Here is a 19,349-nt window from a genome sequence, read left to right as displayed (position 1 = left end):
AGTTGGCATGGCCGGACGGTCCCGCCCCGGCTCGGGATATCAGGCTCTTGTCCTGACCGATCCCGAGCCCGCCGCGAACGGCGTTCGCGCCGCGGCGCAGGAGGCCGGCGGCGGCGTCAATATCGACCTGACGAACCCGGAGCATCTGGCGTTCCTACGCACGGGCATGACGGCCAGCGCCGGAGCGATGGACGGGGCGATGCGGGTGGCGGTCGCCTATCGCTGCGTCCACATCCTGGCGGGCGCCTGCGGAAATCTGCCGATCGACCTCTATCAGCGGATCTCCGAACGTGAGCGGCGCCCGGCGATCGGGCATCCCCTGCGCGATGTGCTCCAGCGCCCGAACGACTGGCAGACGTCGTCGGAGTTTCGCAAGATGCTGACGGCGCATGCGGTGCTTAGCGGCGCAGGCTACGCCCTCAAGATCACCAGCCGTGGGCGGTTGATTGCGCTTTGGCCGCTGAAAAACCCGAAGCGCATGGAGGTGACGCAGCTCGCCGACATGCGGCTGCGCTATCGTTGGACGCGGGATGACGGATCGACAATCGATCTCGACCAGGCCGATGTCCTGCACCTGCGCGGCCTCACGCTGGACGGCGTCAACGGCATCGGAGTGATCGCCCATGCTCGCCGGGCCCTGGGGCTTTCGGTCAATGCCGAGGTGGCCGCGGAGCGGATGTTCACCCACGGGGTTATGGCCGGCCTCGTCTTCAGCAAGCCCGGAACGTTGGGCGATGAGGCGTTCGAGCGCCTCAAGCAACAGATCCACGAGAACAACGCCGGGGCGGAAAACGCGCGCAAGGCGCTGATCCTGGAGGACGACCTGAAGGTCGACGGCTCGCTGATGAGCGCCGAGGACCTGCAGTTCCTCGACAGCCGGAAGTTCACCCGCGCCGATATCGGCATGTTCTTCGGCGTGCCGCCGCACATGTATGGCGACACCGAAAAAACCACCAGCTTCGGCCAGGGCCTGGAGTTCCAGGGCGCTGCCTTCGTGACCTTCACGGCCAATGATTGGTTCGTGATGTGGGAAGAGGCGCTGGCCCGCGACTGTCTGACCCGCGCCGAGGTCCGCGACGGCTATTATGTGCGCCTGCAGCGCCAGGCCCTGATGCGCAGCGACGTGAAGACCCGCACCGCATCCTACGCCAGCGCCTTGCAGTGGGGCTGGATGAACCCCGACGAGGTGCGGGCGCTCGAGGATCTGAACCCTCGGGAGGATGGCCGGGGCGGCGAGTACTACGATCCGCCCAACACCGCCGGCGGAGTTCCGAAAGAGGAAACCGACGATGACCAGCGCCTCGAGGAGGGCCGCGCCAGTGGCCGGTGACCTGCGCGTGATGGCCTCGGCTCGCCCGGGGCGGATCGCCATGCCGGCGCGCGCCGATGTCGCGGCGCTCGCGAAGCCAGAGGCGTTCGAGCGCTGGAACGCCGGCGTCCGATCTGCCTCCGCCGGCGACAACGTCATCACCATGTACGACGTCATCGGCGAGGATTGGTGGACGGGCGGCGGCGTCACCGTGAACCGGGTCGACGCGGCGCTGCGCAAGATCGGCGGTCAGGACGTCGAGGTCCACATCAACTCCCCGGGCGGGGATATGTTCGAAGGCATCGCGATCTACAACCGGTTGCGCGAGCATCCGGCGTCGATCACGGTCAAGGTCATGGGGCTGGCGGCCTCGGCCGCCTCGATCGTCGCCATGGCCGGCGACGAGATCCTGATCGGTGCGGCGTCGTTCCTGATGATCCACGATTGCTGGGTCCTGGCCATGGGCAATCGCCACGAGTTGGCCGAGACGTCGACCTGGCTGGAGCCGTTCGACAGCGCCATGGCCGACGTCTATGCGTCGCGCAGCGGCCTTTCGAAGGTCGAGGTCGCGGCGATGATGGACGCCGAGACCTGGATGAGCGGCGGCCAGGCCGTCGAGCGTGGCTTCGCCACCGGCCTGCTGGACGCCGAGCAGATCGAGGAGGACGCCGCCGTCACCGAACAGGCGCGGGCCTTCAACGCCGTGCGTCAGACCGAGATCGGGCTCTGCAAGTCGATGAGCCGCAGCGAGGCCCGCGGCCTCATAGCCAAGATCAAGGGCACGCCCGGCGCTGCCCCCGACGCCAAGCCGGACGCTGGCGCCCCCGCCTGGCTGGGCGCAGCCGCCCAGCTTGCTCAATCCCTCCGTTCCTAGAGGACATCCCATGCAACATGTTTCGCGTAACGCCCTGGTGGGCGCGACGGCGCTCGCCGTCACCCCGAGCCTGGCCGCTCGCGGCCCGGCCGTCGCCCTCCCGGCCAAGGTCGCGCCGCGGGCGATCCAGAGTTTCAATCCGCGCGCCGACGCCGCCGACCCGGCCAAGGTGCTGGCGGATCTGCAGCAAGCCTGGGCGGCTTTCCAGTCCACCAATGACGAGCGCATCAAGTCGAAAGCCGACGCGGTCGTGGACGCCAAGGTCTCCGCGATCAACGACTCGATCGGCTCCCTTCAGGCGGCGATCGACGAGATGAACAAGAAGATCGCCGCAGCCGCCCTGGGGGGCGGGGGTGATGCGAACGACACGCCTGACCGTCGCGCCTATTCCGCGGCGTTCAACGCCTTCTTCCGCCGCGGGGCCGGCGAGCAGGACCTGAAGGCACTGGCCGTCAAGGCGCAGCTTACCCGGCAGTCGGACCCGGATGGCGGCTATGTCGTGTCGCCCGAGGTCGAACAGGCTATCGACCGCATCCTCGGCACATCGTCGGCGATGCGCCAGCTCGCGACCGTCCGCCCGACCGGCGCCTCGACCTACAAGAAGCGCGTCGGCGTCGGCGGCGCCAAGTCCGGCTGGGTGGGCGAGAACGAGCAGCGCCAGGAAACGGGCACGCCGCAACTCGCGATGCTCGAATTCCCGGCCATGACCCTCTATGCCGAGCCGGAGGCCACCGAGGAAATGCTCGAGGACGCCGATTTCGACATCGCCGCCTGGCTGTCGGACGAGGTGGAGATCGAGTTCGCCGAACAGGAGGGCCTGGCCCACATCACCGGCAACGGCGACAAGAAGCCCCGCGGCCTGCTGTCCTATGACACGGTCGAGGACGGCGCCTGGGGGTGGGGCAAGCTGGGCTACAAGATCAGCGGCGCGGCCGCCGACCTGACCAGCATGGATCCGCTGATCGACCTGACCACGGCTCTCAAGCAGGGCTTCCGGCCCAATGCGTCCTGGCTGATGAACCGCTTCACCGAGGGGAAGATCCGCAAGTTGAAGGATGGTCAGGGCCGCTATCAGTGGGAGCCCTCGACCCAGGTCGGCAAGCCGGCGACCCTGCTGGGCTACCCGGTCTACACCGACGACAATATGCCTGACGTCGGCGCCGGTGCATTCCCGATCGCCTATGGCGACTTCCGCCGCGGCTACCTGATCCTCGACCGCCGCGGCATCCGCGTCCTGCGCAACCCGTACAAGGTCTCCGGCTTCGTGACCTTCTACACCACCAAGCGGACCGGCGGCGGCGTCCAGAACTTCCAGGCGATGAAACTGCTCAAGGTCGCCGCGGCCTAAGCCGCTCTCCAGCCCTCTCGGCGGCGATCCGGGGCCGGGCCCACGCTCGGCCCCAACCTTCCCGACAATCCATTCGGAGGCTCTCCCATGAAGGACCTGTTCAACAACATCCACCCCGCTCGCGCGATCAGCCCGCAGGTCGCTAAGACCGACAACACGCCGTTCGTGTCGCAGATCATCGCCATGATGGGGTTCCAGAGCCTGACCTGGTTGATCGTCACGGGGAGTCTGGCCGACGCCGATGCGACCTTCACCGTCCTGGCCGAGCATGGCGACGATCCCGCCCTGGCCGACGCCGCGGCCGTGCCCGACGACCTGCTGCTGGGGACCGAGGTCCTCGCGGGCTTTCGGTTCGACGACGACAACAAGGTGCGCAAGCTCGGCTATGTCGGCCACAAGCCGTATGTGCGCCTGACCATCACCCCGGCGAACAACACCGGCGACGCTTATGTCGCCGCGATCGCCCTGCTCGGCCACCCGCTGATGTCGCCGACCCCGAACCCGCCGGCCTGACGGCCGGCCGCGGATCCCGGCGGCCAGGCGCGGGCCTGGCCGCAACCCCTCTGAGGAGATGCAGCGATGCTGTTCAAGGTGCTGGTGGCGTTCCCGTACTCCGTCGACGGACGCTTCACCGAGATGCTGGCCGAGGGCGGCGTCGTCCCCATCCGCGAAGACCTCGTCGAGGGCCTGACCGATGGCGAGTACGTCCGCGAAGCCACCGAGGAGGAGATCGCCGAGGCCGCCGGCGGCGCCGTGGTCCTGCCGCAGCCCGTCGAGATCCCCGACGACTGGCGCGAGTTGAACTGGTTCAAGTATCGCGACATCGCCCGGGCGCTGAACGGCGGCCAGAGCGTTGGCAACAAGGCCGCAGCCGTGGCGATCATCGAGGCCGAGCTGGCCCGCCGCGCCGAGATCTAGTCCGTGCTCGACCTGGAGCTCGTCACACCGCCGGCGGCGTCGCCCCTCGGGCTCGAAGAGGCCAAGCGCCATCTTCGTGTCGACCACGCCGATGAGGACCAGGAGATCGAGGACGCGATCCTGGCGGCGGTCGGGCATCTGGACGGCGCAGCGGGCACGCTGCGGCGCGCGATCGTCGATCAGACCTGGCGGCTCTGGCTGGACGGCTTCCCGCCGGCGCGAGGCGCCATCGACCTGCCCTTGCCGCCGCTGCTGGCCGTCACCGAGATCCGATACTTGGACGCCGGCGGCGTCGAGGCCCTGCTGCCCCCGGACGCCTATCGGGTGCTGGCCGGCGAGCGGGCCGCCGTCGAACCGGCGATCACCAAGACCTGGCCCAGCGCGCTGACGGCGCGGCGGGCGGTCTCCATTACCTATCGCTGCGGCTGGACGGCGCCGGCGCCGGGGACGCCCTGGCCGGCGAAGGTCGAGGTGATCCGCCGGGCCCTGCGCCTGCTGGTCGGCGAATTCTACGAGCATCGCGACAGCCAGGCCGCGGTCCGGGAGCCGCTGGCGGTGACGCGCCTGCTTCGACCGATCCGGATCCCGCGCGTCGGCTGACCCGCGAACCTCGTTCGCCCTTTCGAACACCCCACAACAGAGGAGGCCGTCATGAACGGTCTGAAGCTTACCGTCGCCGCGCAGGTGGCGGGGGAGATCACCGCGGCGGCGGACCTGCTGGCCGTGACCGGCCGACTGGGCAAGGTCTATGCGACCGAGTTCAACTTCGGCGCCGGCGCGGGCCAGGCGAACCTGGTGTTCGCCGACCAGCGGACCCTGGCGGCGAGCGCCAGCGAGGAGCTGGACCTGGACGGCGGGGCGCTGCTCGATCCGTTCGGGGGCGCGCTGGCCTTCAAGCGGGTGAAGGCGATCGTGGTCCGCGCGGCGGCGGGGAACACCAACAAGGTGATCGTCGGCGGCGCCGCGGCCAACGCCTTCGTCGGTCCGTTCGGCGCGGCGAACAACACGCTGTCGGTCGATCCCGGCGGTTCGGTGCTGCTCGCCAGCCCGACCGCGGCGGGATGGCTGGTGACGGCCGGGACGGGCGACCTGCTCAAGATCGCCAACGGCGGGGCCGGGTCGGCGGTCGATTACGACATCATCCTGATCGGCGCGGCGACCTGACGCCATGCGGGCGGGCGAGCTCGATCGGCGGATCACGCTGCAGCGCGCGGTGATGGTTCCCAACAGCCTGAACGAGCTCGTGCCGCAATGGGCGGACCTGGCGACGGTGTTCGCCCAATACCTGCCGATCTCGGACGGCGAGCGGATCCGCGCCCAACAGGTGGGCGCCTTCGCAACGGCGCGGTTCCGGGTCCGCTGGTCGGCGCTGACGGCCGGGCTGACCGCGAAGGATCGGATCGTGTTCGAGGGGCAGGTCTTCGAAATCGGCGGCGTGAAGGAGCTCCAGCGCCGGGTCGGCGTGGAGATCACAGCCGCAGCCCTAGTGGATGGAGCGGCCGGATGAAGATCAAGTTTGAAGGGGGGAAGGAGCTTGAAGCGGCTCTAAACGAGCTCATTCAGGCGACCAGTTCCCGTGCGGGGAAGAATGCAATCAAGCGTGGTCTGGTTCGCGGAGGCGAGCCAATCGCCGAGAGAGCGCGTGAACTCGTCCCGGTGCTTTCCGGTCGACTCAGAGACAGCATCAAGGTTTCGAGCCGGACCGTGAACAAGGTTGGCAAGGCGGAATTCGCCGCCGCGATGAGATCGGGCGCTGGTATTGACGCTGCCGTTTCTGCCCTGCGCGACGCGCGGAGGGCCGCCGCGGGTTCGGGTAGCAATGTCGAGGTGTATGTGGGGCCAGGAAAACTCCCTCACGCCCACCTCGTTGAGTTCGGATCCGTCAACAACGAGCCGCCGCAACCATACATGCGGCCTGCATTTGAAGAGCGGAAGGAGAAGGCGCTCGGCGTTATCCGCGATGCTGTCGCGGACGAGATCGCCAAGGGTACGGCCCGTGCGCGCCGAAAGGCGCGGAAGGCCAAGGGCTAAGCCATGCAGGCGGACCTGACGGCCGCGGCGCTGGCCTCCTCCGCCATCGCGGCGATCGCCGGCGCGCGGGTGCATTGGAAGCGCCGGCCGCAGGGCGAGCGGCTGCCGGCCCTGGTCATGCACCGGATCCACAGCGGCGCCAGCTACACGATGGAGGATCGGGTGCGGCTGACGCCGCACATCGTCCAGTTCGACTGCTGGGGCCGAACCTATGTCGAGGCGGTGGCGCTGCAGGGCGCCGTGGAGGCGCTGCTGCCGACCTTGTTCACGGCCCCGTTCCAGGGGGCGTTCCTGCGCGACATCCGCGAGGACGTCGACCGCGACCAGGCGCTCGCCCAGACGCCGGTCGCCACCGAGTTTCGGGTCAGCCTGGACGCCCAGGTCTGGCACCTCATAGCCTAAAGGAGGCTTCCATGACCGACGCCGTCATCGGCACGCGTACGCTTATCCATGTCTCCAGCGACGGGGGCGCGACCTGGACCAAGATGCTGGAGGTGCGGTCGGTGACGCCGCCGAACGAGAGCGTCGACGAACCGGAGGCGACCCACATGGAGAGCCCCGGCCGTTACAAGGAGTTCGTCCAGGGGCTCATCGACCCTGGCGACATGTCGTTCTCGGTCAACCACATCGAGGGCGGCGTCACCGACGACTATATCGCCACCTGGCGCGGCCAGGGCGACACCCGCCTGGTGCGGATCAGCTGGCCGTCCGGCCGGTGGCGCAGGTTCGGGGGTTTCGTGAAGGGCTATGTGCCCGACGAGATCACCCCCGGCGAAATCCAGACCGCGACGATCACGTTCCGGGTCACCGGCGAGATCGTCCGCGGGACCGGCCTCTGAGGCGCGGGGCATGACCAATCTTCTGCGCGCCGAGGTCTCGCTCGAGGTCAGCAAGGACGAGGTGCTGAGCCTGGTCTTCGATTTCGACACCCTCGTGTCGGTCGAGGACCAGCTCGACAAGAGCATCTTCCAGATCATGGCGCAGGTGCAGGGCGCCCCGCGCCTTGGCCTGCTGCGGGCGCTGTTGTGGGCTGCGACCCGCGAGCGCCATCCGCAGATCACCCCGGCCCGGGCGGGCCAGATCATCCAGCAGGTCGGGCTCGTCAAGGTGACCGAGAAGCTGGTGGCCGGGCTCAAGGCCTCGCAGGCCCCGCCGGACGAAAGCGCGGGGGCGGCCGAAGGCGTCGCGGACCCTCAGCCCGGACCGACTGGTCCGAGTACCTGACGATCTGGATCGAGCTTGGCCTGGGCTCGATCGCGGATTTCTGGCGCTCCACGCCGCGGCTGTTCCAGATCGCCCTGGCCGGCAAGCTGCGGGCGATGGAGCGGGAGGCCCAGCACCGGCGCGAGCTGGCCTACTACACCGCCGTCCTGCCGCGCCTGAAGCGGCCGCCCACCTTCCGGGCCTTCGTCGGCGAGGGGCGGGCCAGGTCCGCGCCCGAGGTCCAGACCCCCGAGCAGATGGAAGCGGTGCTCGATCACTGGGCGCACCTGATGAAGGCCGCCGAAGTCCAGCGCGAAACGCTTAGCCATCCCTGACGAAGGAGGCGCTCATGTCCAGTCCCGCGCTGATCGGCGCCTTGCGCGTCGTGCTCGGCCTCGACGCCGCCAAGTTCGAGGGCGGCCTGAACGCGGCCCAGGCCCACCTGCGCAAGACCGGGCGGCAGTTCGAGAAGATCGGCTCGCAGATGCAGGGGCTGGGGCAGTCGCTCAGCCTCAGCCTGACCGCGCCGTTGCTGGCGTTCGGGGCTGCGGCGCTGAAGGCGTCGTCGGACTTCGAGTCCTCGATGATCAAGGTCGGGATCTCGACCAAGGGCACGGCCGACGAACTGCGGGCGATGGAGGTCGAGGCGCGGAAGATCGGCAAGGCGACGATCTTCTCGGCCGGGGAAGCGGCCGACGCCATGGACATGCTGGCCAAGACCGGCCTTAGCGTGACGGACATCCTTGGCGGCGCGGCCGAGGCGACGGTCAACCTGGCGGCGGCGGCTGGCAGCGAACTGGAGCCGGCCGCCTCGGCGATCAGCGACTCCATGCAGCAGTTCCGACTGTCGGCCGAGCAGCTGCCCGGCGTGGTCAACCAGATCACCGGCGCGGTCAACGAGTCGAAGCTCGATTTCAAGGATTTCACCCTGGCCATCGGCCAGGCTGGCGGCGTGGCGGCGAACCTCGGCGTGTCGTTCGAGGATTTCAACGCGGTGCTGGCGGGCACGTCGTCGCTGTTCGCCTCGGGCTCGGACGCCGGGACGTCGTTCAAGACGTTCCTGACGGCGATGGTCCCGCGCTCGAAACAGGCGGCGCAGACCATGGCGCAGTACGGCCTGAGCTTCCACGACGCGAATGGCGGCATGAAGAGCATGTCGGACATCGCGCAGATGCTGCAGACCAAGCTGGGCGGGCTGTCCGACGCGGCGAAGACCGAGGTGCTGACCAAGGTGTTCGGGACCGACGCCATGCGCACGGCCCTTGGGCTGATGCAGCAGGGCGGGGCGGGGCTCGATGCGCTGAAGGCCAAGATCGCCGAGACCGACGCCGCGGCCCAGAGCGCCGAGCGGATGACGGGGTTCGCCGGCCAGCTCGAGCAGTTGAAGGGATCGCTCGAGGAGCTGGGGATCGCCATCGGCAAGTCCGGGCTGCTGGAGTTCGCGACCCAGTTCGTGGCCGGTTTGTCGGGGCTGGTGGACCGTCTGTCGGAGGCGAACCCGGCGTTTCTGAAGTTCGCCGTGGTCGCGGGCGCGGTGGCCGCCGCGGTCGGCCCGGCGGTGATGCTGATCGGCGGGGCGATCTCGGCGGTCGGCACGGTGATGGGATTGCTGTCGGCGCCGGTGACCCTGCCGATCGTCGGCGCGGTGGCCGCTGTCGCCGCCGCCTTCGCGGTGTTCGGGAGCACGATCATCCCGGCGCTGGAGACGTTCGGGCGGCGCGTCGGCGAGGTGCTCGGCCCGAAGATCCAGCCGCTGTTCGCCGCCGTGCAGGACCTGGTCGGCGCCCTGGCCGAGACCTTCACGCTGGCCTTCGGGGCCGACACCCAGGTCGGCCGCACGTTCCGCGATTTCGGCGAGCTGGTGGCGCGGGTGATGGGCGCGACGCTCGACCTGGTGACCGGCGCGGTCAACACCATCACGAACGTGGTCAACGCCCTGGGCGCGCTGCTGAGGGGTGACTTCTCGGGCGCCTGGACGTTCACCGGCAAGGCGATCCTGTCGGCGCTGCAAGGGATCGGCGCGGCCTTCAACACCATCTTCCCGGAGCTGGTGACCTGGGTGCGCAAGGCGTACGAAGGTGTGCGCGACTGGCTCGGGACCGCCCTGCCCAAGGTCTTCGACGCGGTGAAGCGGAAGGTGGAGGAGGTCGGCGACGCCTTCTTCCAGCTCTACGACCGCGTGGTCGGGCATTCCTACGTGCCGGACATGGTCGAAGGCGTGGCGGCGTGGATGGCCAAGCTCGACGCCGGCATGGTGGCGCCGGCGAAGGGCGCGGCCAAGAAGACGGCGGCGGCGTTCGAGGCCCTGCGCGACGAGGTCGCGCGGATCATGGGCGGCCTGCTGACCGAGGGTGAACGAGCCATCCGGGACTATCGCCAGGAGGTCCTGACCCTGCGCGATGGATTCGCCAAGGGGGCGGTGTCGGCCGAGGAACTGGCCGATGCGTTGGAGCGCCTCCACGCCAAGTACCTGAAGATCTCGGCGGTGAAGGTCGTGCTGCCGGGGACCGGCGAGGACATCGTCGACAAGGCCGGGGCGGCGCGGGACGCCTTCGAGACGGGGATCGCCGAGCGGGAGGAGAGCTGGAGCGCCAGCCTCGAGCGCATGGGCTCGGCCTGGAAGGGCATGTTCCAGGAGCTGGTCGCCACCGGAAAGGTGAACTGGCAGCGCCTGCTGCTCGACATGCTGGACAACTGGGACGCCGTGGTGGCGACCATGAAGAAGGCCGGGTCGGTGCTCGGCTCGCTGTTCAGCGGCGGTTCGACGGCAGGCGGCGGCGGGGTGCTGGGCGCGATCGGCAAGAGCCTGTCGTCGGTGCTCGGCGGCGTCGCCAAGGGGTTCGGCGCGTTCGGGGGAAGCATCCTCAACGCCGCGAAGGGGATCGGCGGCGCGATCAGCGGCGCGCTGGGCGGGGTGGGAAGCGCGATCACCGGCGCGCTGGGCGGCCTGGGCGGAACGATCAGCGGGGTGCTTGGCGGCGTCGGCGCGGCGCTCGGCCCGTTGATGAGCGCCCTGGGTGGGCCGATCGGCATCATCGCCGGGCTCGGCGCGGCGCTGCTGAAGCCGAAACCCTCGAACCAGGCGGCCCTGGCCACCTTCGACGGCTCAGGCGGCTATGCGATCTCGGGGAACAAGCGGACCAGCGAGACCGAGGGGGCGGCCAAGGCCGCGGCCGACGCGGTCCAGGCGGGACAAGCGGCGCTGGAAGCGTTCGGAATCTCGCTGACGACCACGGTCCGGCAGATCGATATCGGCACGCGCGACCTGACCCATGTCTTCTTGTCGAACGGCCAGGAGCTGCGCACGGCGGTCGGCGATCCGGCCGCGGCGGCCGAGGCGGCGCTGAAGGCCGTGCTGCAGGGCGCGGCCTATACCAGCGACGCCCAGCGCCAGCTGGTGGAGTCGATGCTGGCGGCCGGGCAGGGCTTCGACGCCGTCGCGACCGCCCTGCAGAGCTTCGCCGCCGCGCAGTTGCTGCCCAAGCAGATCGGCGACGAGATCCTGAAGCTGACCGATCCGCGGGCCTACGACACCCAGGCCCTGGTCGCCGAACAGCAGGCGCGGCGGGCCGAGCTCGAGGCGCAGTTCCAGGCCGGCATGTTGACGGCCGAACAGTTCGCGGCGATCTCGGCGCAATTGACCCAGCTCGAGGGCCTGCAGCTGGGCGAGCTCGGCAAGCAGTATGCGAGCCAGCTCACCGAGGAGCAGGTGGCGGCGAACGCGGCGCTGGATCGGGCGCGCTCGGCCCTGCAGGCGGCCTATCAGAAATCGACCAGCGAGCTGCAGTCGCAGATCACCAAGCTGCGCTCGATCGGCGACAGCCTGAAATCCTACAGCGCCCAACTGCTGGGCCAGGTGCAGAGCGGTGATGCGCGCGCCGCGTTCGACGCCGCCGAACGGGAGTTCAACCGGGTCGCGGCCCTGGCCCAGCTCGGCAACGACGACGCCATGCGCGACCTGCAGAAGGTCGGCGACGCCTACATTCAGTCATCGGAGGGCTGGCAGGACGACGCGCTGGGCCATCTGAAGGTGATCGGCGCGGTGCTCAACGCGGTGCAGGGCGCCTCGGGCACGGCCGACCGCCAAGCCTCGATCGCCGAGCGGCAGCTTTCGGCCATGGAGGCGCAGTACAACGCCACCCTGGGCGTGCAGGAGAGCGTCGACGGGTTCGCCGCGGCGTTGAGCGCCTATGGCCAGGCGCTCGCCGGCGTCGATGCGGCTGGCCGCCAGTGGGGCCTGAACCCGGAGTCGAACAAGGCCCTGGCCTCGGCGACCGGCTACAAGGGCGATTTCGGCGCTGGAGGCTGGCAAGCCTGGATCCTGCAGCAGGACGACGAGACCAAGGCGGTCGCGCGCCACATCCTGCAGGCGTTCGGCCAGCCCGAGCGGATCGTCGGCTTCTCGACCGGGGGCAGTTTCCGGGTCGGCGGCATGGCCGGGATCGACAAGCAACTGGTGCAGCTGCGCGCCTCGCGCGGCGAGATCATCGACGTGTCGCGGCCCGGCCAGATCGTCGAGGCGGCGAACGCCGTTCGCGAGCTGAAGGCGGAGCTGATCCCGGCGGTGATCGCCCAGGCCGCGCGGCTGGTGGAGATCGAAAAGCACCTGGCCGCCCAGACCCGCGACGGGGTGGGCGTGCGCGACCTCTACGACCCCGACAAGCCGATCACCGTGAAGGTCGCCTCGTGAAGTTCATCGATCCCATCGACTTGCTGGCGTCCTCGAGCTTCTCGCGCGCGAGCGCGGCCAGCTTCTACACCCTGGCCGGTCTGGTCGGCTTCGCGCCGGCCGGCGAGCCCCGGCTGAGTTATCCCCCGGAGGTGCGGATCTATGCGCCGGCCGGCTGGCTGACCGGACCGATGCTGCTGCTGCCGACCATGCCGTTGCCGGGCGTAGCGATCCTGCCGCCCGGCGCGCCGCAGTTCCTAGCCGAGGCCGCGTCGACGAACCTGATGCTGCAGAGCCAGGACATCACCACCTGGACCGCCGCCGAGGCGACGGTCACCGCCAATGCAGCGGTGGCCCCGGACGGCACGACGAGCGCGGACCTGGTGGCGCCGAGCGCCACGGACACGGTCGCTCACCAGATCTCGAAGGCTGCGTCGGCGTCGGTGGCGCCGGGCGAAACCGTGGGCGCCTCGCTGTTCGTGCGGGCCGCGGGTCTGGGCAAGGTGCGGCTGCGCGTGGCCACGGCCGGCGAAGCGGCCGGGTTCGAGGTGACGGTCGATCTCGCCAACGCCAATCTGCCGAGCGCCGGCCAGTTCGGCGCCGGCGCCTCGATCATGCAGGCGCGCATCGTGCGCCTGGCGTCGGACTGGATCCGCATCGAACTGGAGGGCGCGGTCGCGGGCGAGGGGGATTTCGGCCTCTATCTCACGCTCGGCGACGGGCTGAACAGCTTCGCGGGCGTGACCGACAAGGGCGTGGAGGTGTGGGGCGCGCAGCTCGAGGCGGGCGGGGTGTCGTCCTACATCCCGACGACCACGACTGCGGCGGTTCGCGCGGCCGACCTCGGCAAGCCGCGCGTGGTCTCCAGCATCCCGGTGACCGAGCCGGTCTATAACGCGGCGACCACCTATGCGAAGAACGTCGCCGTGCGGGGCGACACGGCCGCCACGTCCGGGACGCTGTACGTGTCGGTGGCCTCGGGCAATAACGGCCATGCCCTGACCGACGCGGCCTGGTGGATCGAGGCGGGCCCGATCAATCGCCTGCGGATGCTTGACGAGACGCTGGGCACGATCTCGACGGCCGCGGATGCGATCACCGTGGTGATCAACCCCGACCAGCGGGTCACGGGCCTGGCGCTGCTGGCGATCGACGCGGCGCAGGCGAGGGTGACCATGACCGATCCCGTCGAGGGCGTGATCTACGACCGCACGGTTAGCCTGGTCGACAATTCGGCGGTGGCCACGCCCTGGGATTACTTCTTCCAGCCCATCCGGCGGAAGACTTACGACATCTTCCTCGACCTGCCGCCCTATGCCGACATCCAGGTGGCGGTGACGCTCTCCGATCCGGGCTTCGCGGTGGCCTGCGGCGGGCTGTCGATCGGGGCCCTGCAGGACATCGGCGATACGAGGTGGGGCGTCGGCCTCTCCTTCATCAGCGCCAGCACCATCCAGCGCGACGGGTTCAACCGGGTGACCGTCAAGAAACGGGCGCTCAGCCGCAAGGCCAATGTCGAGGTCATCGTGAAGCCGTCGATGGTCGACTACCTCTACGACCTGTTCGGCCAATTGGACTCGCGCCTCGTCGTCTGGATCGCCTCGGACCAGTACCGGTCGATGATCCTCTACGCCTACTACAAGGATTTCAGCTTGGTCGTGCCCTATGCGCTGCCGCTCTACACGCTGCAACTGGAGGCCGCTTAGATGCCGCCTCCCGTGATCCCGACGCTGCCGGACTGGCCGAATCGCAACGAGCGGCCGGAGGCGTTCAACGCCAAGGTCAACGCGTTCCTGCCGGGGATGAATCCCTGGAGCGTGGCCGTGAATGCGGTCGGGTCCTGGATGCAGGCCGCATTGACGGACATCTCGGCCAAGTCCGCGGCGGTCGCCCAGGCGCTGGCCGATGTCGTCACCCTGCGCAATCAGGCCCAGCAGTTCGCGTTGACCGCCGTCAATGCCCCCGGCACCATGGCCACCAGCACCTCGACCATGGCGCTGGGCGCTGGGGCCAAGGCGTTGACGCTGCAGACCGGCAAGAGCCTGGTGCCGGGCCAGACCATCGTCGCCTCGGTCCAGGGCGACGCTTCCAAGCGGATGAGCGGGCCGCTGCTCACCTATGATCCAGCGACCGGCGCGGCGACCTTCGATTGCGAGCAGGCGTTCGGGGCGGGGACCTATTCGGCCTGGCGCGTGGGTCTGGCGCCATCGAGCTCGATCCCGGTGGCGGCGGTCGCTGACTATTGGGCGGGCACGGATAACGGCAAGGCGGGCACGGCGGCGACCATGGCGGCGCTGCAGCTCTATCGTCCGATCACCGATGCGCCGAGCCTGGCCTGGGACATCAACGTCCATGGGCTGTTCGCCAGCGTGGTGCTGGGCGGCAATCGCACATTGCCGACCCCGGCGAACCTGAAGATCGGCGACTATATCGAGATCCAGGTGATCCAGCCGCCGAGCGGCGGGCCGCGCACCCTGGCGGTCTCCAACGCCTTCAAGTTCGGGCGGGCCGGCGCCCCAGTGCTCAGCACGGCCGCGGGCGCCATCGACCTGATCCGCGGCAAGGTGCTGGCGATCAGCCCGGCGGTGATCATCGACGCCTCGTTCCGCCAGGTGTTCTGACGTGCTGGTCTCGGCCGCGGCCCTGATCGGCAACGCCTATCCGCCGTTCGCGGTCGGCCTGAGCGCGACCACGGTCGCAGGTTCGAGCACGAGTTCGACGGTGGAGTCGAGCCCGGTTCGCGGTCTCTTCACCGGCGGGTCGGGCGACGTCGCCTGGACCTGGGCCTATTGGGACGGCGACAGCGCGATCACGCCGGTGTCTCCAGGCCTGGCCCAGACGACGTTCCGGGCCACCGGCATGTCGGTCGGGACCAAGACCGCGCGCTTCCGGGGTGCGGCGCGGGACCAGGTGACCGGCGAAACCCTGGTGACAGACCTCGTCACGGTGACGCTCGAGCGTGGCGAGCCCCCGCTGACGGGCTCCGTCACCAACGCCCACCAGGCCGGCAATTCCTCGTCGGTGATCAATGTCACGGCCGGGGCGAATTGCAGCCATTCCGGCGGCGTCGCACCCATCACCATCACTTGGTCGGACATCGCCGGGTTCACCAAGGCTCCCTCGGGCACGACCTGCTATTACGGCGCCGCGCTAGGCCCGGGCGAGACGCGCACAGGCTCGGGAACGGTCACGTTCCGCGACGCCAACGGCCAGACGGCCGCCTATGGCTTCACGGTCAAGTGCGAGAACACCGGCACGCCCGCGCCGCCGATGACGGTGACCGTCAACCCCGGGTCGGTCCAGGGCTTCAGCGACGGCAATATCGTGACGACCGAGGCGGTGACGGTGACGGTCTCCGGCGCGGTCGGAGGCGTGGCCCAGGTGGTCTGGACACGGATTTCGGGGGTCGGCCTGCCGAACTGGACAGGTCTGCTGGCGACCTTTTCCTATGACGCCGGCTCGACCAACGGGACCTGGACCGGCGGCTTCCAGGTGGCGGTCCAGGATGGGCTGGGGCGCTGGGGCTACGGGGCGGCCTCGGCCCAGTTCACGAGCTTCATCTGGCAGGGCCCCATCAACTAGGAGCATGGAATGACGCAGGAGCTCACGGCGTCGCGGGAGTTCGCGCGGCGGACAGGCGACGCATGGGTGAAGGTCGCCGGCGGCTTCGAGCACGAGGGCTTCGCCTATCCGCCCAACTGGCTCGACCTGGCCCGGCCCTCGGACCTGAAGCGGTTGGGGTTGAAGGAGATCGCGCCAGCGGACTCGCCGCCGGGAGGCTGTGAGATCCTCGGGCTGGAGATCGTCGACGACGGCGGCGCGCCCAAATACGCCTATCGTTACGCGCCGCTCGATCTGGCGGTCGCCCGGCAGCGGGCGTTGCAGCAGCTGGCGGCCGGTCGCTGGCAGGCCGAGCAGGCGTTCGTGTATGACGGGGTCCGCACCGCAGCGAAATCGGCCCTGGCCGATGTCACCAGCCTGATCGCCGACCGGCGCGAACGGGGCGTCGACGCCCAGGCGATCACCCGCTTCAAGCTGGCGGACGGTGAATTCCGCGAGTGGGGCGAGGCCGAGCTGGTCGCTTTTCGCTCCGTCATCCGCGCCTATCTGCAGGGCCTCTACGACCTCGAGGCAGCGGCCACGGCGCGCGTCCGCGCCGCCGTAAACACGCCCGAGGCCCTGGCCGTTCCCGACAGCATTCAGTGGGCCTGACCGGCCCAGGAGCATACCCGCATGTTCACGTTTGGCTCGATTCCGCTCACGGGCGGCAATGGCGACTACAAGGTCCGCTCGCTGAAGATCACGATCAGCGGCGAGGACTATCACTGGTCGGGCGTCAGCCTGCTCGACAGTGACGGCGAACTGCTGGACGGCCAGCGCTCGCGCGCGGCTGGGCTGCCGGCGTCGTTGTCGATCGAGGACGTCCTGGCGATCCTGTCGGCTGGCGCGCCGGCGCAGGGGTTCGTCGCGATCCCCGCGAATGTCGCGGCGCCGCTCGCCACGCCGGTCCGGGCCGTCGTCGTCACCGCGGCCGGCAATCTCGGCCTCGAATGTGCTGACGGCAGTCATAACAACGCCAACCTGATCCCGGTCAGCGCCGGCCAGACCTTTCCGATCCAGGCGGTCCGACTGTCCGCCAACAATAGCGCGGGCGTCATCGGCCTGGTCGGCCTCCCGGCGCTCTGAAGCCCGCGAACGGCGTTCGCGATCCATTCCATTCCATCCAGAGGAGGCCCGCTCTTGGCGACGGTCCACGCGATGCTTTGCACAGTTTCCGGCCGGGCCGCGACCGGCGCGTCCTTGCCGACGCCCGACAGCGCCCTGGTCGCCAGTGAGACCCTGGCGGCGGGCGCGACCAGCCTCGCCAGCACCGTCTCGGCCCAGCCGGGCATGGTCTGGCGGCTGACCGTCCGCGGCGGCGACGCCTGGGCGGCCTTCGCGCCGGCGCCGGACGCCTCGGCGGCCGATCGGTGGCTGCTGCCGCCCGGCGTCTGGGATTTTCACGCCACGCGCGCGGCCGAGAAGGTCGCGGTGATGGCTGCGGACTAGGGGGCGAGGATGCTTGCGCTTGGCCTGGGCCTTGGGCTGACGATGATCGCACCGCCGCCTCCGTCTGGTGGCGGCGACTCGGATATCGCGGCGCCGTTCGATGCCGTGAACGGCCCGACCGGAGGCCCCAGCGCTGGGCCTTACGAGGGGTGGAGCGTCACCAGCTCCGCGCCGATCGCGGACGACTTCGCCTTCACCGTGGCCCGTCAAGGTTTCAGCGGGACGGGCGGGGCGATGTCGTACAGCGACACGTTCCGGGTCACGCGCCAGGTCCGCCGGCCCTATCCGAACCAGGCGAGCCTGGAGCCGGCGACCTGGGCGCTGTCGGACTACCTCTATTCGACGGACACGCCCGCGGGCTCGGCGGTGAACAACAGCACGCTCGCCAGCCCCAAGCCCATTGCGAACTGGGTCACGCCGCATCGGAGCGTCGTCGGAAACGCTATCGGCGGGACGGTCGTGCCGGTCGAGATCGTCGCGGCTCATCGCAACGCGAGGGGCGGCCGGGAGGTGGCGGCCGTCGTCTTCAGCGTGACGGACGGGGTCAACACCGTCACCGCCTCGCCGGTCAGTGCGACGGTGATCTCCGGCCGGGCCGGCGACCGTGCGCCGGTCATCGTCTACCGGATGCCGGAAACCGATATCTCGGCGCTGAATGCAGGCCTGCTGACGATCCGCTGCAAGGTCTATCCCTGGATCGGCGGCGCGACCTCGGTGCGCGACAGCGCCGATGGCACGGCGGTCAACGGCCGCGATTTCGGCCCCCGCTACTTCTACAAGAACACCTCGCTCGCTGGCGCGCCCTACTACGCCTATGTGAAGGCTGGCGGGTCCGCGGGCGGGGTCTTCTCGACCAACCCGTCGACCGCCGAGGCGACCCCCTTCGACAGCCTGGCCAACATGTTCACGGCGCTGAACAGCGGGGCTGCGGGCCGGGCGGACGGAGTGATCGTGCGGCTCGGCGCGGATGGCGGCACGCCCTGGCCGCTGGTCGGGGCCGCGTCGGCGCGCAACCAGGATTGCGCGGCGATCACCATCACCCGCGATCCAGCCGTCGCCCGGGCCAATGCGCGCATGTCGTTCGGCGCGGTGTCGGCGCGCCTGCGGCTGATGACCGGCCTGGACAGCCCCCTCACGACCGGCTGCATCCGGTTCGCAGACCTGGCCATCGTGCGGACGGGAACCGGCTCGATCCAGGGCGAGGCGACGAACCAACTGGAGATCCAGTTCGACGACGTGGCGCTCGACAACGGCGGCCACAACGCCACCTGGCTCAGCCAGTCCCATGACTACGTCTATGGCATGGCCGTCTCGGGGATGAACGTCTCCTCGCCCCTGAACGCCGGGACGTTCGAGCATCGCTGCCTGCGCGGGGTTTCCTGGACCTCGTCCGCGACGAGCAGCCTGGAGCGGTTCCTGGTCATGGGCTGCGACATCGCCGGCCCGATCAACCTCTCGGCCGGCACGCGCTCCGACAGCGGCGGCATGGTGGCGTTCAGCCGGTTCTCCGACCCGATGTCGTCCACCGTATTCCTGCAATTGGCCCAGGCCTCGGACGTGGATGGCTTCGCGATCCTGCAGAACGTGATGGAATACACCGCGGGCGGTACGGTCTCGGCGCTGCTGCGGGTCTCGGGCGATGCGGCGACCGGCAACTCCAAGCATGTGGTGATCCACGCCAACACCAGCATCGGGGCGTTCGAGGCCGGGCGCTGGAACGTCTTCTATGACGAGGGGCCGACGCCGCGCTCCAACGCGCTGATGAGCGTGATCGGCAACCTGGCGCCGGCCATCTACACCAAGTCCGACCTCTTCACGACGGATGGGACGCGGCTGGGCAACTGGGCGTTCAGCTACGGGGTCGGGTGTTTCGACAACTGGTCGCAGTACGCCTCGATCGATCCTGTCGGAGGCACACAGGCGCAGGCCTATCCGGGCGTCGGGACCT

Annotated in this window: 21 protein-coding genes; all 21 read left to right on the top strand. The window is 69.4% G+C overall.

The genetic code is table 11. The annotated features are described in order from the left end of the window. Window positions 1-7 precede the first annotated feature (7 nt). Window positions 8-1,330 (top strand): phage portal protein, encoded by a 1,323-nt coding sequence (locus tag ACE3TL_RS08630; protein ID WP_374578307.1) that lies wholly within the window; start codon window positions 8-10, stop codon window positions 1,328-1,330. Next, the gene (locus tag ACE3TL_RS08625; RefSeq protein WP_374578306.1) at window positions 1,320-2,183 is read left to right on the top strand and encodes a head maturation protease, ClpP-related; all 864 of its coding nucleotides are present in this window, start codon (window positions 1,320-1,322) and stop codon (window positions 2,181-2,183) included. Before ACE3TL_RS08630 ends, ACE3TL_RS08625 begins: the two co-directional genes overlap by 11 nt. A gap of 10 nt (window positions 2,184-2,193) precedes the next feature. Further along, window positions 2,194-3,531 carry a phage major capsid protein gene (locus ACE3TL_RS08620; protein WP_374578305.1) on the top strand — a complete coding sequence of 446 codons (1,338 nt, stop codon included), beginning with the start codon at window positions 2,194-2,196 and terminating at the stop codon, window positions 3,529-3,531. An 87-nt stretch (window positions 3,532-3,618) separates the two neighbouring features. After that, the gene (locus ACE3TL_RS08615) at window positions 3,619-4,044 is read left to right on the top strand and encodes a hypothetical protein (RefSeq protein ID WP_374578304.1); all 426 of its coding nucleotides are present in this window, start codon (window positions 3,619-3,621) and stop codon (window positions 4,042-4,044) included. 66 nt (window positions 4,045-4,110) lie between these two features. After that, window positions 4,111-4,449: a hypothetical protein gene (locus ACE3TL_RS08610; RefSeq protein ID WP_374578303.1), complete on the top strand. Its 339-nt coding sequence runs from the start codon at window positions 4,111-4,113 to the stop codon at window positions 4,447-4,449. A 3-nt stretch (window positions 4,450-4,452) separates the two neighbouring features. Then, on the top strand, window positions 4,453-5,049 hold the full coding sequence (locus ACE3TL_RS08605; RefSeq protein ID WP_374578302.1) for a head-tail connector protein: 597 nt from the start codon (window positions 4,453-4,455) through the stop codon (window positions 5,047-5,049). Window positions 5,050-5,100: 51 nt separating this feature from the next. Further along, a complete protein-coding gene (locus ACE3TL_RS08600; RefSeq protein WP_374578301.1) occupies window positions 5,101-5,613 on the top strand; it encodes a hypothetical protein in 513 nt (170 codons plus the stop codon). 4 nt (window positions 5,614-5,617) lie between these two features. Then, a complete protein-coding gene (locus ACE3TL_RS08595) occupies window positions 5,618-5,956 on the top strand; it encodes a phage head closure protein (protein ID WP_374578300.1) in 339 nt (112 codons plus the stop codon). Continuing rightward, window positions 5,953-6,480 carry an HK97-gp10 family putative phage morphogenesis protein gene (locus tag ACE3TL_RS08590; RefSeq protein WP_374578299.1) on the top strand — a complete coding sequence of 176 codons (528 nt, stop codon included), beginning with the start codon at window positions 5,953-5,955 and terminating at the stop codon, window positions 6,478-6,480. Before ACE3TL_RS08595 ends, ACE3TL_RS08590 begins: the two co-directional genes overlap by 4 nt. A gap of 3 nt (window positions 6,481-6,483) precedes the next feature. After that, entirely contained in the window at window positions 6,484-6,882 is a 399-nt protein-coding gene (locus ACE3TL_RS08585; protein ID WP_374578298.1) for a DUF3168 domain-containing protein, read from the top strand. Between the two features lie 11 nt (window positions 6,883-6,893). Then, window positions 6,894-7,319: a phage tail tube protein gene (locus tag ACE3TL_RS08580; protein ID WP_374578297.1), complete on the top strand. Its 426-nt coding sequence runs from the start codon at window positions 6,894-6,896 to the stop codon at window positions 7,317-7,319. A gap of 10 nt (window positions 7,320-7,329) precedes the next feature. Next, window positions 7,330-7,704 (top strand): hypothetical protein, encoded by a 375-nt coding sequence (locus tag ACE3TL_RS08575; protein WP_374578296.1) that lies wholly within the window; start codon window positions 7,330-7,332, stop codon window positions 7,702-7,704. A 95-nt stretch (window positions 7,705-7,799) separates the two neighbouring features. Further along, complete coding sequence (locus ACE3TL_RS08570) at window positions 7,800-8,018, top strand: hypothetical protein (protein WP_374578295.1); 219 nt, start codon at window positions 7,800-7,802, stop codon at window positions 8,016-8,018. Between the two features lie 14 nt (window positions 8,019-8,032). Further along, window positions 8,033-12,373, top strand: a complete 4,341-nt coding sequence (locus ACE3TL_RS08565) for a phage tail tape measure protein (protein WP_374578294.1) — start codon at window positions 8,033-8,035, stop codon at window positions 12,371-12,373. Continuing rightward, complete coding sequence (locus ACE3TL_RS08560; protein ID WP_374578293.1) at window positions 12,370-14,058, top strand: hypothetical protein; 1,689 nt, start codon at window positions 12,370-12,372, stop codon at window positions 14,056-14,058. Before ACE3TL_RS08565 ends, ACE3TL_RS08560 begins: the two co-directional genes overlap by 4 nt. Then, entirely contained in the window at window positions 14,059-14,973 is a 915-nt protein-coding gene (locus tag ACE3TL_RS08555; RefSeq protein WP_374578292.1) for a hypothetical protein, read from the top strand. 1 nt (window position 14,974) lies between these two features. Next, on the top strand, window positions 14,975-15,934 hold the full coding sequence (locus ACE3TL_RS08550; RefSeq protein ID WP_374578291.1) for a hypothetical protein: 960 nt from the start codon (window positions 14,975-14,977) through the stop codon (window positions 15,932-15,934). Between the two features lie 9 nt (window positions 15,935-15,943). Beyond that, entirely contained in the window at window positions 15,944-16,564 is a 621-nt protein-coding gene (locus ACE3TL_RS08545) for a hypothetical protein (RefSeq protein WP_374578290.1), read from the top strand. Window positions 16,565-16,585: 21 nt separating this feature from the next. Next, window positions 16,586-17,038 (top strand): hypothetical protein, encoded by a 453-nt coding sequence (locus tag ACE3TL_RS08540; protein ID WP_374578289.1) that lies wholly within the window; start codon window positions 16,586-16,588, stop codon window positions 17,036-17,038. Window positions 17,039-17,110: 72 nt separating this feature from the next. Next, the gene (locus tag ACE3TL_RS08535; RefSeq protein WP_374578288.1) at window positions 17,111-17,401 is read left to right on the top strand and encodes a hypothetical protein; all 291 of its coding nucleotides are present in this window, start codon (window positions 17,111-17,113) and stop codon (window positions 17,399-17,401) included. A 9-nt stretch (window positions 17,402-17,410) separates the two neighbouring features. Next, a partial coding sequence (locus ACE3TL_RS08530) for a hypothetical protein (protein WP_374578287.1) occupies window positions 17,411-19,349 on the top strand: 1,939 nt, incomplete at its 3' end.

It is taken from the genome of Phenylobacterium sp., from assembly GCF_041920015.1.
In the GTDB taxonomy this organism is placed as follows: domain Bacteria; phylum Pseudomonadota; class Alphaproteobacteria; order Caulobacterales; family Caulobacteraceae; genus Phenylobacterium.
Note: the sequence above shows the minus strand (reverse complement) of the source record. Positions and strands in the feature narration are given on the sequence as shown.